The 14,947-nt window shown below is 62.6% G+C and carries 16 protein-coding genes and 1 pseudogene; 13 read left to right on the top strand and 4 right to left on the bottom strand.

All coding sequences use genetic code 11. The features are described 5' to 3' along the window. Positions 1 to 215 precede the first annotated feature (215 nt). The 13 genes and pseudogenes from IVA93_RS38575 (at position 216) to IVA93_RS38515 (ending at position 10,753) form a co-directional block, all read left to right on the top strand. Positions 216 to 1,211, top strand: coding sequence for a Bug family tripartite tricarboxylate transporter substrate binding protein (locus tag IVA93_RS38575; RefSeq protein ID WP_247442312.1), 996 nt, complete (start codon positions 216 to 218; stop codon positions 1,209 to 1,211). Positions 1,212 to 1,229: 18 nt separating this feature from the next. Continuing rightward, positions 1,230 to 2,408, top strand: coding sequence for an acyl-CoA dehydrogenase family protein (locus IVA93_RS38570; RefSeq protein WP_247337894.1), 1,179 nt, complete (start codon positions 1,230 to 1,232; stop codon positions 2,406 to 2,408). 19 nt (positions 2,409 to 2,427) lie between these two features. Continuing rightward, a complete protein-coding gene (locus tag IVA93_RS38565; protein WP_018456527.1) occupies positions 2,428 to 3,090 on the top strand; it encodes a 3-oxoacid CoA-transferase subunit A in 663 nt (220 codons plus the stop codon). Beyond that, the gene (locus tag IVA93_RS38560; RefSeq protein ID WP_247789957.1) at positions 3,087 to 3,764 is read left to right on the top strand and encodes a 3-oxoacid CoA-transferase subunit B; all 678 of its coding nucleotides are present in this window, start codon (positions 3,087 to 3,089) and stop codon (positions 3,762 to 3,764) included. Before IVA93_RS38565 ends, IVA93_RS38560 begins: the two co-directional genes overlap by 4 nt. Next, complete coding sequence (locus IVA93_RS38555; protein WP_247789956.1) at positions 3,761 to 5,404, top strand: thiamine pyrophosphate-dependent enzyme; 1,644 nt, start codon at positions 3,761 to 3,763, stop codon at positions 5,402 to 5,404. The genes IVA93_RS38560 and IVA93_RS38555 overlap by 4 nt, the downstream gene beginning before the upstream one ends. Before the next feature lie 32 nt (positions 5,405 to 5,436). Then, on the top strand, positions 5,437 to 5,949 hold the full coding sequence (locus IVA93_RS38550) for an MOSC domain-containing protein (protein ID WP_247789955.1): 513 nt from the start codon (positions 5,437 to 5,439) through the stop codon (positions 5,947 to 5,949). Next, positions 5,950 to 6,900 (top strand): PDR/VanB family oxidoreductase, encoded by a 951-nt coding sequence (locus IVA93_RS38545; protein WP_247402292.1) that lies wholly within the window; start codon positions 5,950 to 5,952, stop codon positions 6,898 to 6,900. A gap of 126 nt (positions 6,901 to 7,026) precedes the next feature. After that, positions 7,027 to 7,521, top strand: coding sequence for a helix-turn-helix domain-containing protein (locus tag IVA93_RS38540; RefSeq protein WP_247789954.1), 495 nt, complete (start codon positions 7,027 to 7,029; stop codon positions 7,519 to 7,521). A gap of 10 nt (positions 7,522 to 7,531) precedes the next feature. Then, positions 7,532 to 7,753: pseudogene (locus IVA93_RS38535) on the top strand (tripartite tricarboxylate transporter TctB family protein); the annotation flags it as partial. A gap of 14 nt (positions 7,754 to 7,767) precedes the next feature. After that, entirely contained in the window at positions 7,768 to 7,998 is a 231-nt protein-coding gene (locus IVA93_RS38530; protein WP_247790101.1) for a hypothetical protein, read from the top strand. Continuing rightward, complete coding sequence (locus IVA93_RS38525; protein ID WP_247385370.1) at positions 7,999 to 9,552, top strand: tripartite tricarboxylate transporter permease; 1,554 nt, start codon at positions 7,999 to 8,001, stop codon at positions 9,550 to 9,552. Between the two features lie 301 nt (positions 9,553 to 9,853). Beyond that, a complete protein-coding gene (locus tag IVA93_RS38520) occupies positions 9,854 to 10,057 on the top strand; it encodes a rubredoxin (RefSeq protein WP_247789953.1) in 204 nt (67 codons plus the stop codon). A gap of 51 nt (positions 10,058 to 10,108) precedes the next feature. Next, on the top strand, positions 10,109 to 10,753 hold the full coding sequence (locus IVA93_RS38515) for an FMN-binding negative transcriptional regulator (protein WP_247789952.1): 645 nt from the start codon (positions 10,109 to 10,111) through the stop codon (positions 10,751 to 10,753). Positions 10,754 to 11,282: 529 nt separating this feature from the next. Here the strand turns inward: IVA93_RS38515 and IVA93_RS38510 are convergent. From IVA93_RS38510 to istA, 4 genes are all read right to left on the bottom strand, one after another. After that, positions 11,283 to 11,444, bottom strand: coding sequence for a hypothetical protein (locus IVA93_RS38510; RefSeq protein WP_247360206.1), 162 nt, complete (start codon positions 11,442 to 11,444; stop codon positions 11,283 to 11,285). Between the two features lie 46 nt (positions 11,445 to 11,490). Then, positions 11,491 to 11,850, bottom strand: coding sequence for a hypothetical protein (locus tag IVA93_RS38505; RefSeq protein WP_018456539.1), 360 nt, complete (start codon positions 11,848 to 11,850; stop codon positions 11,491 to 11,493). A 311-nt stretch (positions 11,851 to 12,161) separates the two neighbouring features. Further along, positions 12,162 to 12,923 (bottom strand): IS21-like element helper ATPase IstB, encoded by a 762-nt coding sequence (istB, locus tag IVA93_RS38500; protein ID WP_247365695.1) that lies wholly within the window; start codon positions 12,921 to 12,923, stop codon positions 12,162 to 12,164. A 15-nt stretch (positions 12,924 to 12,938) separates the two neighbouring features. Further along, entirely contained in the window at positions 12,939 to 14,477 is a 1,539-nt protein-coding gene (istA, locus tag IVA93_RS38495; RefSeq protein WP_247789951.1) for an IS21 family transposase, read from the bottom strand. Positions 14,478 to 14,947: the final 470 nt, after the last annotated feature.

The following is a 14,947-nucleotide window of genomic DNA, read 5'->3' as shown; positions in this document are numbered from 1 at the left end:
TCGTCTAGAACACAACGATGGGGTTTGGCAACCCCGGAAGGTCGGGCTGCCGGGCGCGACATTTGGCCTAGGTGTGGTGCAGCATGCATGATGCACGCTTTTTCCGCAGCGTTTGCCCGCTCAATGTGCGCCTCTGGGTCGGGTCACGATGGTTTCACACTTGACACAAAGTGTCCTTGGCTTGAAGGTGGGTCGTCCTTCGAGGGAGGTGCTGCATGTTTCGATCTTTGCGAAAAAGAGCGTTGATGGCCGCCGGCGCCGCCATTCTTTGTCTCGGCTTTATTGCTGAGCCGGCCGATGCGGCTGATGCCTATCCCTCGACCACGATCAAGCTGGTCGTCGGATTCCCGGCTGGAGGCCCGACTGACATCATTGGCCGCGTCATCGGCCGTCTCCTCTCGAAGGAGTTGAACCAGACCGTCATCGTCGAGAACAATGGTGGTGCCGGCGGAATGATCGCCGCGTCAAACGTCTCCCGCGCGAAGCCCGACGGGTACACGCTTCTCGTCGCGGTGGAGTCCTCGAATACTCGCGCCAAGGCACTCTATGCGTCCGTGCGCTACGATCAGCAGAATGGCTTCACCTACATTCGCAAGGTCGCGAAGCAGCGGAATCTGCTCGTCGTGAGCCCGAAATTTCCTGTGGCCAGCGTTCCGGAACTGGTCGCCTATCTGAAGGCGCACCCTGGAGAAGTAAACTTCGGCGGTACGTTCGGGGCGACGTCCCATGTCGGCGGCACGCTGTTCGACATGGCCTATGATACGAAGATGACGTTCATCAATTATTCGGGCGGCAATCAACCGATCGTCGATTGCATGTCGGGCATCCTGCAGGTGGGCTTCTTCACCGAAGCCACGATCGGCCAGCAGGTCAAGGCCGGCACCCTCAAGGCGCTAGCGGTGACGTCGGCCGAGCGGTCACCCGCCTTCCCGGATCTGCCGACAATCGAAGAGGCGGGCGGCAAGCCTATCGATATCTCCCCATGGTTCGGGATCGCGGGTCCGCCGGGCCTTCCGGCCGACGTCGTCGCCAAGATTGGCGCCGCCCTCGACAAGGCTTCGGGCGATCCGGAGTTCCTGAAGCAGTTGGAGACGATCGGCGCAACTCCGATCGCTGGTTCGACGGTGGAGACCTTCACGGCCGACGTCGGACAGGAAGAGGCCTACTGGAATAAGTGGGCTAAGGACATTGGGGCGCCTCTTCAGAAGTAGCTCGCCGAAGGATCTCCTGTGGACTTCTATCACCAGTACGACGTTCATCTCTCCGCCGAAGAGCGTGATCACGTGGCGAAGGCGCGGGCGTTCTGCGCCGGTGCCTTCTCCGACAGCGTCTTCGCCGCGCACATGTCAGGTGACGCGTTCCCGCAGAAGTGGATCGCCGAGTGGGCCGCTCTCGGCATGCTGGGCCTCCAGGCCAAGCGCGCTCACGGTGGCTTGGAAGCGTCTTATCTGTGCAAAGTCCGCGTCGCGCAGGAAATGTCGCACCACGGGTTTGCGGCAGCGTTCTGCCTGAACCACCATCAAGGCGGAGCGACGCGCCTATCACAAACCGGTACGTCGATCCAGATCGAGCGTCTGCTGCAGCCCGCGTTGCGCGGCGAGCTTCTTCTGACAACCGCCATGACTGAGCCAGCCGGTGGCAGCGATGTCTCCGCCCTGACCACCACCGCGGTTCCAGTCAACGGCGGCTGGGCTCTGAGCGGCACCAAGGCGTGGATGACCGACGGCCTGCTGGTCGGTGGTCTGATCGTCCTGGCCCGCGTCCGAGACGCTGCGGGGGCGGGTGAGATCGCCAGCTTTTACGTGCCCTTCGGCCAAGCCGAGACGGTGAAGCGCACCGAGATCGTCGTTCCCGGAGCGCGTTCCTTCCGTCTGGCCGAAGTGGCCTTCGACGCTCACTTCATTCCCGATTGGTGTCTGATCGCAGCGCCGGGCGCCGCGCTCAAGGCATCGATGGCGTCGGTCAACGCGGCCCGCGTTCACGTGGCCGCCATGTGCGTCGCGACTCTGTATGCGGCGCTGTGCGAGGCGGTGGACTACTGCGAAGGCCGGCAGGCCTTTGGAAAGCCGCTGACCGAACATCAGGGCCTGCGCTGGGAGCTGGCGGAGGTGTCGGTCCGGCTTGAGGCCGCGAACGCGCTCGTCTTCCGCGCCGCCGAGCAGATACAGACCGGGGGAAATCCGGTCGCCCTCGCTGCGCAAGCCAAGAAGTTCGCTGTCGACACCGCGCTTTGGGGCATCGATCAGTGCGTCCGGATCGTCGGCGCGACGGGCGCCGGCGCAGCCCACCGCCTGAACATGCATTTCGCCGAGGTCCGGATGGCGGCCTACGCCGACGGCACCAACGAGATGCTGCTCGACCGGGTCGGCCGTGGCCTGTCAACGACGTACCTCAAATCAATCCCGTAGCAGAGACGGCGGATTTACGATGCGCAACGTAGTGGTCGAAGACGCGGCGGCGGCCGTGGAAGGCATCAAGGACGGCGACGCCGTCATGATGGGCGGGTTCGGCGGAGCGGGGCTTCCGCTCGGAGTGGTCAAGGCGGTGCTCGACCGGGGCGTCCGCGACCTGACGCTGATATCGAACAACGCCGGCTCCACGGAGGACGATCTGTCGCTGTGGTTCGAAGCCAGGATCGTTCGCAAGATCGTCTGCTCCTATCCGCGCAGCGCCAAGCAGTTCGCCGAACAATATCGTGCCGGCACGGTCGAGCTCGAACTCGTTCCGCAGGGCACGTTGGTGGAGCGCATCCGGGCGGGCGGCGCCGGTCTCGGCGGCTTCCTTTCTCCCGTCGGCGTCGGGACGGTATTCGCTGACGGCAAGGAGAAGATCGTCGTCGACGGGCGCGAATTTATTCTTGAGCTACCGCTTCATGCAGATTTCGCTTTCGTCAAAGGTCATCTCGCCGACACGCTCGGCAACGTCACCTACAACAAGACGGCGCGCAACCACTGCGCGGTGATGGCGACCGCCGGCCGGACGGTCGCCGTGGAAGTCGACCGCGTGGTCAACGTCGGCGATTTGGATCCGGAAGCCATAGTCACTCCATGCATCTTCGTCGATCGCGTTTTCGCAAGGAGCTCCCGATGACACCGCTTGCACGCGATGCGCTGGCGCGCATGGTCGCACTTCATCTGCCGCAGGAAGGATTCGTCAATCTCGGTATCGGCGCCCCGACGCACGTCGCCGACTACCTGCCGGAGGGGTCTGGCGTGATCCTTCACAGCGAGAACGGCGTCCTCAACGTAGGTCCGAAGCCGGCGGCGGGCGAAGAGGACTGGGATCTCATTAATGCAGGGAAGATACCCATCTCGATCCGGACCGGCGGTTCCTACTTCGACTCCAGCCTCTCGTTCGCGATGATGCGAGGCGGTCATCTCGACGTGGCCGTGCTCGGCGCCTTTCAGGTGTCCAAGAGTGGTGATCTCGCCAACTGGACGACGGGTGACAACGGGTCTCCGCCCGGCATCGGCGGAGCCATCGATCTGGCGGTCGGCGCCAAGTCGATCTGGGTAATGATGGACCACACCACCAAGGATGGCCGCTCCCGCATCGTGGAGCGATGTGGATATCCGCTCACGGCGCGCGGAGTGGTGACCCGCATCTTCACCAACCTCTGCATCATCGACGTAGCCGAGGACGGCCTGACCGTTCGGGCCCTACTCGACGGCCTCGCGATCGAGGCGCTGCGAGATCGGACGGAGGCGCCACTGCGCGCGCTGGGTGATCCCCTGACCATCAGGCAGGACGGGAGCGTCGCATGACCTATCGCGTCGCGGAACTCGTCGCGGACTGTCTCGTCGCGCACGGGGTGGACAGGGCCTTCGGCGTCCCGGGAGAAAGCTTTCTGGCGCTGCTGGACGCGCTGCGCGACCGTAACGATTTCGATCTGGTGACCTGCCGGCACGAAGGAAGCGCGAGCCTCGCGGCGGTCGCTGACGCCAAACTCACAGGGCGCGCAGGCGTCGTGATGACGAGCCGTGGTCCGGGCGCCTTCAACGCAGCGCTCGGGTTGCATGTGGCCGCGCAGGAGGCGATTCCGCTGGTGATGCTGGTCGGTCAGGTCGATCGTCCGAACCTCGCAAGGGACGCGGTGCAGGAGATCGACTGCGGCCGATCTTTCGATGGCGTGCTGAAGTGGTCGGTGCGTCTGAACTCGGCGGATCTCGTTCCAGAGATGATGGCCCGCGCGTTCGCCGTGGCCCATGCGGGAACGCCAGGTCCCGTCGCCATCGAACTGCCGGAAGATCTCCTTGAAGACCCGGCCAAGGGAATTGTGGCCACAGCCAACGGAGCTGTGCGTCCGGAGCCCGGTGCTGCGGCCATTGAACAGGCGAGGGCGGCGTTGACGGCGTCGGAGAGGCCGATCCTGCTCGTCGGCGGCGAATGCCGGGCGGCATCGTTCCGCCAAGATCTGATCGCGTTTTCCGAGAAATGGAACGTGCCGGTCGTCACTATGAACAAAATGCAGGACCAGTTCCCGAACTCTCACCCGCTGTGGGCGGGTCAGTTCGGGTTCTTCACGTCTCAGCCTCATGTGAAACTGCTCGAACGCGCCGACCTCGTCGTTGCTGTCGGAACACGTCTGGGCGATCTGTCCTCGCTCGGCTTTGCGTTTCCGAGACAGGCCGAGCCTCGCCAGCCATTGGTCCATGTCTATCCAGATCCCGATGCGATCGGAAAGCGCGTCCGAACCGACGTCGCGGTCGTCTCTGGATCGCATGCATTCGTGTCGGCCATGCTCGCAGCTCCCGCGACGGCGCGGGCCTGCGCCGAGTGGTCCTCCGCGGCTGCCGCGGCGCGGACGGCCACGCATGGTTGGCCTCAGTTCGGCGTACCATCGGCGGACGTCTTCGGTCACGCGGTGGCGGCGACCGCCGCGCACTTCAGGCCCGATGGCATCGTCACGACGGATTCAGGCAATTTCGCCGGATGGGTCCATCGCATCTTCAGCCTCGAGCCGACCGCGCGGCTGCTCGGCTCGGCTTGCGGGGCGATGGGCAGTGGGGTCCCGTCCGGGCTCGCTGCCAGCCTTCGCTTTCCGGAGCGGCAGGTGGTTGCCTTCTGCGGAGACGGCGGCTTCCTGATGACGGGCAATGAGCTTGCGACGGCCGTCGCCAGAGGCGCGAACCTCACGATCGTCGTATCCAATAACCAGTCCTACGGGACCATCCGGTCGCACCAGGAGCGAGCCTTTCCAGATCGTCCCTACGGCACTGACCTCTCAAATCCCGACTTCGCTGCCTTGGCGCGTGCCTTCGGCGCGAAGGGATTCATCATCGAGGACGCGGAGAGTGCTCCGTCGACGGTCGCAGAGGCGATGACGACCAAGGGACCGGTCGTCATCGAGGTGCGATCAGACGTGCGCCAGACCCTTGACAAATCGCTCGCCGCATCACGTTGAGACCAGTTCGGATTAAGGCCCATGGAGAGAACATGATGGACGCGACCGCAATCGATGAGCCCGAGGTCACCATGTCCTGGCAGGGCGTCGTCCGCTTTTTGCACAAGACCCCGCGTGCCTTTTTGCCGATGCGCTCGTTTCCCTCGCTCGAGTTCGTCGCTGGACGCGGTATCGAGGGCGATCGATATTTCGCCGGCCACGAAACAGGATTCTACTCCCACAAGCCGGAGGAGGGGCGGCAGGTCACCCTGTTCGAGATGGAGACGCTCGAGGCCCTGCAACGCGACCACAAGATCGAGTTGCTGCCCGAGGAACATCGCCGGAACGTGACCGTCGAAGGCGTCCCGCTCAATCATCTCGTCGGCCGTCGCTTCCGGCTCGGAGAAGCGATTGTCGAGGCGACCCGCCTTTCAACGCCGTGCCGGCACATCGAGGAGATACTCGGCAAGTCCGTCTTCGATCCGTTGATCAATCGGTCGGGGCTGAACTGCAAGATCATCGCAGGGGGCACGCTACGCGTAGGCGACGCCGTGAGGCCGATCTAGATGGCGAAGGCGATCAAGACGGTCTCCACCGTCGTCTCGAAGGTCGAGGATCTCGGCAACGACACCAAGCGCTTCACGCTGGTCGACCAGGATGATTGGGAGCTGCCACCCTTTCGGGCCGGGGCCCATATCGACGTTCACCTGGACCAGGGTCTCGTCCGGACTTATTCGCTCTGCAATGAACCGGACGATGATCGGCGCTACGTGATCGCGGTGAAGCGCGAACGCGAAGGACGCGGCGGCTCGAACTTCCTGCACGATCGCGTGGAGGCGGGACAGCCGATTTCGGTCTCGCTGCCGCGCGGCGGGATCGCACTGGACCAGGAGGGAACGAACGTATTCCTCGCGGGAGGCATCGGTGTAACCCCGTTCATCTCCGCAATTCGGCATCTCGAACGACGAGGGCGCTCGAACTACGTGCTGCACTGGACCAGCCGCGGACGACCGGTCCTGACCGACATGATCGCGCCGGCAATCGGAGCAGGCCGTGTCCGCCTCTACGATACGACCGCGCAGGCCAAGCCCGTCATCGCCGAAATTGTCGGGGAATTTGCCAGATGTGGCCTAGCGGCCTGCTGCGGACCCGCAGCGATGCTGAAGGCTTTCGAAGATGCCGTCTCGGCCTGGCCGGAAGAGCGCAAACACATCGAAATGTTCACCCCGCCCAAGGCCATCGCCCGAAGCGACGTGCCTCCCTACGAGCTGTATCTGTCGGCGAGCCAGAAGCTTGCAACTGTCACGCCAGATGTTGGTCTTCTCGGAACGCTCGATGCCCTCGGCGTCGACGTCCCCGTGTCCTGCGGCGGCGGCATCTGTGGCGCCTGCCGCACGCGCTGGACCGAGGGGCCGCCCATCCATCGCGATCGCGTGCTTTCGCCTGCTGAGCGGCAGAATGAGCTCATCGTCTGCGTGGGCGATTGCGCCGGACAACGGCTAGTGCTGGATCTGTGATCAGTCGGCACCCGTTCTAAGGTTGGAACTATCGGTGATTTGGTGCGAGATCGATGCGGGCAATAACTTGGGAAAGAGCCGAGCGCAATGACACTCAACCTCAAATTCCTTCGCGTGCAGAGCGGCATGACGCTGGAGCAGCTTGCCGCCGATTCCGGTTTGACCCGCAGCTATCTTTCCAAGCTGGAACGCGGGCTCTCCTCTCCGTCGATAGGCTCCGCCCTTAAGATCGCCGCGGCTCTCGGAACGACCTTAGACCGCTTCTACGGCCAGCCGGACGACCACGACCCGATCACGATTGTCCGCGCGAAGAACGGGAAGGCCGGCGACGTCGACACGCACCTGTCGCTAGTCGCCGGTCTGGCTCCCGGCCGCACCATGCGCGCCTTTATCGTGCGACCGACCAAGACGGCGAAACGCGGTCGCATCATGAGTCACCACGAAGGTGAGGAAATCCTGTTCATTCTCTCCGGCCGGATCGAGCTCGTCATCGGAAAGCGCAAGGAAAATTTGAAGCCGGGCGATTGCGTCCAGTTCGACTCCACGATTCCGCACAAACTGACGCAGGTGTCTTCCGAACCAGCCTCGGCGCTCGTCGTGATAGCGAGCAAAACCAACTAGAGGTGCCGATATGCCGATGATGCTGCGGAAGAAGGACTTCTACGCCGGGCTGCTCATGGTGCTGCTGGGCGCCGGGATCGGCGTCAACTCAGCAACATATTCGCTCGGGACCTTCGCGCACGTGGGACCGGGCATGTTTCCGTTGATGCTCGGCCTCATGATGGTTCTCGTCGGAGCCCTGATCTTCGTCACCGGATTGGCGACGCCTCTCAAAGAGGGAGAGCGCGTCTTGCCCGCGGCGATGGAATGGCGTGGCTGGGCCTGCATCCTCGCGGGTCCTCTGATGTTCGTCTCTTCGGCCTCTATTTCGGAATGGCCGCGGCCACCTTCATGTGCGTCTTCGTCTCCGCGCTCGGCGACAGGACCGCCACGCTGAAAGGATCAGCCGTCCTGGCCGCGGTCGTCGCGGTCGTCGGCTGCCTCCTCTTTTCCTACGTGCTCAAGGTTCCTTTCCCGCTGTACCGTTGGGGGTTTTAGATGTTCGCGAGCGCGCTTTCCGATCTCTGGTACGGCTTCGGTGTCGCTTTCGAGCCGCAGAATTTCATGTGGTGTTTTGTCGGCGTCCTCGTAGGTAACATGGTGGGCGTCCTGCCGGGAATGGGGCCACTCGCCACCATCTCGGTGCTGCTGCCGCTGACGTTCGGCATCAAGCCGGTCGGCGCCATCCTGATGCTGTCAGGAGTTTTCTATGGGGCCCAATACGGCGGCGCGATTTGTTCGATCCTGCTCAACTTACCGTGCCATCCGCCGCACGCGGTGACGTGCCTCGATGGGTTTCCGCTGACGAAGCAGGGCCGCGGCGGTGCGGCGCTCGGCATCACGGTCCTATCGTCGTTCGTCGGCGCTTCCTGGGGCATCCTGGAAATGATCTTTCTGGCTCCGGTGCTGGTGAAGGTCGCGCTGGAGTTCGGTCCAACTGAAATATGCTCGCTGATGCTTCTGGGCCTGCTCGCCGGTTCGACGCTGGCGAAAGGCTCGCCTCTCAAAGGCATCGCCATGACGTTGCTCGGCCTGTTTCTAGGAATCGTGGGAACGGATGTCGAGACCGGCTCGGAGCGCTTCACCTTCGGCATCCCGAATCTCCTTGACGGCATCGAACTCGTCGGACTCGCTCTCGGCCTATTTGGTATCGCCGAGTTCATGAAGAGCGTGAACCAATACTCCGAGGTGAACACGCGCTATTCGAAAGTCGGTTTGCGCGATCTGCGCCCATCACGCGACGAACTGCGCCGTTCCATCCCTGCGATGTTGCGCGGCACCATCATCGGGAGCCTTTGCTCGCTCATTCCGGGAACGGGACCAACGATCGCTTCCTTTATCTCTTACGCAGCCGAGAAAAAGATTTCGAAGACGCCGGAGAAGTTCGGCACCGGCATGATCGAAGGCGTCGCCTGTCCAGAGGCGTCGACGCATTCGTCGGTTCAGGGCGACTTCATTCCGACAATGAGCCTTGGTATTCCCGGGGACGCAGTCATGGCGCTGATCCTGGGTGCGCTGATGATTCAGGGCATCGTACCCGGTCCGCAACTGATCAAAGAGCACCCCGACATCTTTTGGGGCCTGATCGCGAGCTTCTGGATCGGCAACGTCATGCTGGTCTTGCTCAACGTCCCGCTGATCGGGCTCTGGGTGAAGCTCCTCATGATTCCGTATAAATATCTCTATCCAAGCGCGCTGTTCTTCGTCGCGATCGGCGTCTACTCGACCAACAACGACATGTTCCAGGTCGGCGAGACCGTCGTCGTTGGATTGATCGGCTATCTACTCCTGCTGCTCGATTTCCACCCGGCCTCGATCCTGCTCGGCTTTGTCCTGGGGCCACGCTTGGAGGAGAACTTTCGCCGCTCGCTGCTGGTCTCGCGCGGCGACGCCATGATTTTCGTCGAGCGGCCGATCAGCGCGTTCTTTCTTTTTCTTTGCGTGACGCTTCTGGCGGCGCAGGTCTATGTGCGTTTGCGCAAGCCGAAGGCTCTTGCGGCGCACGACAATGCGGAGGGGAACGCCGTCTCGACCGCCCGGCCTGCCGAGTGAGCTTCATTCGTTCAAGAGCAGGTCGCTTCGCGGGCCAATAAAGACGACAGGCACTCCAGGCAACAAGAGCCCCAAGATGAGGCGTATCTCGACGAACGCGCTACCCGCGCGATGGCGCAGCATCGGCACGCCAGCAAACGCAAGGTGCAGGTGATGATCACGATCGGCGAAACAAAAGGAAGAGTAGTATCGCAGGCAAGATACTGGTCCGGTAAAACTGCAGTCATCTGGCACTGTTGGATAGGCCAGCCTTGCCCTAAACGGAGGTGATGAACCTGCCACAGGAATAGGGGAAGTTGTCATGAGCAACGAAACTGCTCACGTGAACACGGAAATCGCGGGCGATGCGCCTGTCTACAAGACCTGGATGTGTGCGCTGTGCGGGCTCATTTACAACGAGCGAGACGGATGGCCTGACGAGGGCATTCCGCCCGGCACCCGCTGGGAGGACGTGCCCGCAGATTGGATCTGCCCAGATGACCGAGGTCTGAACCAAGCCTGTTGATGCTGCGCGACCTAAGGGTGCACAGCGTCCTGCAATAGCCAAGGAGTTGTCATGTACGTCCCTCCGCACTTCGTTGAGGCTCGCGCCGAGGTGCTTCACGATCTCATTGAAAATAATCCGCTCGGCATCCTCTTTACGAACGGGAAGAGTGGACTCGACGCGAATCATATTCCGTTCGAACTGCATGCGCACGAAGGTCAGCAGGGCGTGCTTCATTCGCATGTAGCTCGTGCGAACCCTGTTTGGCAGGATCTCGCCACCGGTGATGAGGTTCTGATCGTCTTCCGCGCCGCGGATGCCTACATCGCGCCGAACTGGTATCCGAGCAAGGTCGAGTTCAAGAAGCAGGTCCCGTCGTGGAACTACATGGTTGCGCATGTGTACGGACGTGTCACGATCCGCGATGATGAGCGTTACGTCCGCGGCATGGTCGCGCGCCTGACGCGCATTCATGAGGCGAAACAGGCCAATCCTTGGAAGATGACCGACAGCCCCAAGGACTACATCGACACGATGCTCAAGATGATCGTCGGCATCGAGATCGAGATCACACGCCTGGTCGGCAAGTCGAAGCTCAGCCAGAACAAAGAGGTCCGGGATATCGTCGGCGCCGGCAATACCCTGAAGGCACAGGGCAACATGATCGGCGACGCGATGCTGGCCGTTGCCGCCGTCAAGGCGGAGCAGGCCTCATAGCCAGAGATCCCCAAAAAAGAGCATCGCGGCGACGCCGATCGTCGATACCGCAACGATCTCCGATCGAAACACCTCGGTTGACCTGCTCATTTTGGCGGCCTTGCGCTCCAACTGCAAAGCAGAGTGCAGCTCTTAGCAGGCAATCAGTTAAGGGCTAGCGAATCTCTCAGCGGCCCTCGCATCGAATAGAGCGAGCGGAAGTGATCGGGTTGTCGACCCAGTTCGATATAGGTCTCCATGACACGCCGCAGCTGGGCCTCGCTGTTGGAATGTCGCGCGCGCAAGCCAGTCAATGGCGGGCTCTCCCTGAGTCGTCCTTTAGCTTCCGTGGTCATTCTCGCTGCAATTGTCTGCTCGTCCCTATCCTGCCGCAGCGGCCAGGGCGGCATTCGGTCGATTGGGCTACGGCCGTGTAGCTCAACTTCATACGGGAGGTCGCCTGTTCCCCGTTCTTGGACATCGGGCAGCGATCGCGTCACGAGCTGACCTGCTAATGCACGGCTTCTGACGGTTGCCCTGGCCAGACCGTCTATTCCGGCACGTCAGCTCTCGGCCGCGGATGCACCCTCGCGTCAACCAAGACCTCGGTGATAGCGTCGCGGAGGCCGTCGCGATCCAGGATGCGGTGCAGCCAATCGACCGTGGTCTGCGCGTCGTCCTCGCGTGTCAGGTAGTTGGCCAGTGCGTTCATGGCGTCGTCATAGCTCTGCTCGAGGCGGCGGCCAGGGGCGCCATGCTCACACAGCTCCGCGCAGTGGAAGTGCCAGTTGGACAGCAAACGGCCGGGTAGCATTCGCTTCGATGAAGGCGCGCAGGGCTGGCGTGATCTCGGCGTTGCCCGCGGCGCGCTCACCAAGCTCATCTGCGACCTCGCTGGTGGCGTCGCGCGACCAGCCATCAACGGCGTTGAAAGCCACGATCCGGACCGGATAGGCGTACTGGCCCGTGATGAGGTCGCGGATGATCGTCTCGAAGTCGGTGTCCTGCTCGTCGGTCTCGCGCCATGAGCAGCCGGCCCGGGCACCGAAATCCTCCAGGACGAGGTAGATGTCCCGGTCGAGCCGATCCAGCGGCACGATGGACGGCGCATGACGCATGACGCAACTCCTACTGCGAGAAAGGCAATCCTGCTGACGGTCGTTCGTTCCGGGATCGGCTCGGCCCTGAGGGTGGCATTGCTGCGAGTTGCAGCGTCAAGCCGACTATCTCGACTCGACCGCTGACGAGCAGCCGTTCGACAACCGCGTCGCTGATCACCTTGGTGCCGAAGCGCCAGCCACCGCGCGGGCGACGTTCAAATGGGCCATGTTTGCGCATTTCGCTGATGGTGAGCGGCGATTTCAGGCGATCGTGAGCAGCTGTTTCGCGCGATGGTGAGCAGCGGCTTTGACCGACATGGGTGATTGGTTCAGGGGTTTGAGTTGGCGTCAAGAGTTTGATTGCGGGCGTTCTGCTTTCGCATGCTTTCTCCGGAGAGTTGCAGACGGTGAGCGTTGTGAACGAGGCGATCCAGGATGGCGTCGCCGAGGGTTGGGTCGCCGATAACGTCGTGCCAATGTTCAACAGGGACCTGACTGGTGACGATGGTGGAGGCGCGACCGTGGCGATCATCGAGGATCTCCAGAAGGTCGCGCCGTTCGGGCGGATTTAGAACTGACAGGCCCCAATCATCGAGGATCAGAAGTTGAACGCGGCCGATGGTTTTGAGCAGCCGGCCATATCGGCCGTCGCCGCGAGCCAGGGCGAGCGCCTCGAACAGGCGCGGGACGCGGTGATACTGGACCGAACGATTGTCGCGGCAGGCCTTGTGGCCGAGGGCGCAGGCAATCCAGCTTTTGCCGAGCCCGGTTGCCCCTGTGATGAGCAGGTTCTCGTTGCGGTCGATCCAGTCGCCGCCGACGAGTCTGGCGAAGACGCTGCGGTCGATGCCGCGTGGCGTGCGCAAATCGACGTCTTCCACGCATGCGCTCTGGCGTAGCGCGGCGAACTTGAGACGGGTCGTGACACGTTTGGTGTCGCGCTCGGCGGCTTCGCGATCGACGAGAAGCCCGATGCGCTCCTCGAACGGCAGGGCGTCGAGGTCCGGTGATCGTCGCTGCTCCTCGAAGGCTTTGGCCATTCCGGTCAAGCCAAGCGTGATCAGCCGTTCATGGGTGGGGTGTGTCAGCATTGGAGTCTCCCTGGTTCAGTGGAAATAGCCCTGACCGCGGATGTTGCCGTGGCGCAGGGGCTGGTGGTCGGACGTCTCGTCGAGGAAAGCGCGATCGAGGCCGCTCTTGAGGATCGAACGGATCGAGGCGACGGAGCGAGCCTTGATCAGGATGCCGCGTCGGCAGGCGGCATCGACGCGCGCATGGTCGTAGCTCCTGGCCAGCGACAGAATACCGAGGCAGGTGCGAAAGCCTTGCTCGGGGTGCGGCCGGGCTTCGATGACGACCTGGAAGAACGCCGCCGTCGATGGACCGATCTTCTCGCCGGCGGCGATCAGCCCTCCCGGTGTCCATTTGCCGTAGCGGCGGTGGGCGCTGGGCATATGATCGGCAATCGTGGTGTGGCCGCGCCGGTTGGGCGCACGGGCGTGGCTGGCGATCCTCTGTCCCTTGTGGAAGACCTCGACGGTCTTGTCGGCGATACGGACATCGACGAGTTCACGGATCAGGCGGTAAGGGGTGGAATACCAATGGCCGTCGATCTCGACGTGATAATCTGGGGCGACACGGCAACGCTTCCAGCGCGCAAAGACGTAGGGCTGGTCCGGCAGTTCTCTCAACCTGGGGCGATCAATCTCGGCGAACAGTTCGGTCCGGCTGGAGCCGAAGCCGCGCATCTGGCGGGCGTTGAGTTCGACGACGAGCCCGCGGATGGCGGTATTGAGCTCCGCCAGGGAAAAGAAGCGCTGGTTGCGCAGGCGGGCCAGGATCCAGCGCTGGGCGATCTGGACTGCGACCTCAACCTTGGCCTTGTCCTTTGGTCGCCTCGGCCGGGCCGCCAGGATCGCGGTGCCGTAATGGCCGGCCATCTCAGCATAGGTGCGGTTGATCCCGGGATCGTAGCGATCGGGGTTGGTCACGGCGGCCTTGAGATTATCGCAGACCACGAACTTCGGCACGCCGCCGAGATACCTGAACAGGCTGGCATGCACGCCGATCCAGTCGGACAGGCTCTCGCTTGGGCAGGCCTCGGCATAGGTGTAGTTCGAGGCCCCCATCGCCGCGACGAACAGCTTCATGGCGCGCACTTCGCCGGTGATGGGATCGAAGATATCGATGGTGTCGCCGGCGAAATCGACGAATACCTTCTCCCCACCGGCGTGGGTCTGACGCATGCTTGGCCGGGCCCGCTGCTTCCAGGCCTCGAACGTCGTGCAAAACCAGGTATAGCCAAAGCCGTCCGGATTGGCGGCGCGATACTCTTCCCACAACAGCAGGCGCGTCACGCTGCGGCGGCGCAGCTCCTTCTCGACATAAGCCCAATCCGGTGTCGGGCGCCGGTCGCTTTGCGAGGCTGCCGTCGGCGCCGGAAACAGCAGCAGTTCAAGGTTCTCGTCGTCCAGGCCCTCCGGCAGCGGCCAGGTCAGCCCCGCAAGGCGGGCGCGACGCACATAACCGTGTACGACCCCATTGCTCACTCCCAACGTCCGCGCGATGACGCGCTCGGTCAGGCCCTGGTGCCTCAAACGTAGAACTTCTCGGATCCGGCGCATCGACAATCTCTCGGTAGGCATCAGGCTTCCTCATTGGTTGAATGAGAAATCCGTAGCCCGGTTGAGTTGTCGGTCGAAGCGTCCGGCACCGCCAAACGTTGCTCACGATCGCCTGAAATCGCTGCTCACGATCCTCTGAAATCGTTGCTCACGATGCGCTGAAATCCGTGCTCACGATCCCGCGAAACGCGCACCATGTTCAAGCAGACGCAGAAGATAGCGCAGGTTCGTCCGATCCATCATTGAGTAGCCTCGCCCCATTGCCGGCGGCGGGGATCGTCCTTTGACACGCGCCCAGAGTCAATCGTGGGCGGCACGATCATGGAGGTTGCAGCCGGAGTTTTGTCGCGGGCAGGCAAAACGTAGGTCTGCCATGTCACTGCGCGAACGGCCTCAAGAAGCCGCTTAACATTCAGGTGCTTGATCGGCATCAAGGTCAGCCCTGCCGATCCTGTACGGTGCGGCCTTGTAGCCGAACAACTCCTTTCCGG

Source organism: Bradyrhizobium sp. 155 (assembly GCF_023101105.1).
In the GTDB taxonomy this organism is placed as follows: domain Bacteria; phylum Pseudomonadota; class Alphaproteobacteria; order Rhizobiales; family Xanthobacteraceae; genus Bradyrhizobium; species Bradyrhizobium canariense_D.
This window is presented reverse-complemented; position numbering and strand designations above follow the sequence as displayed.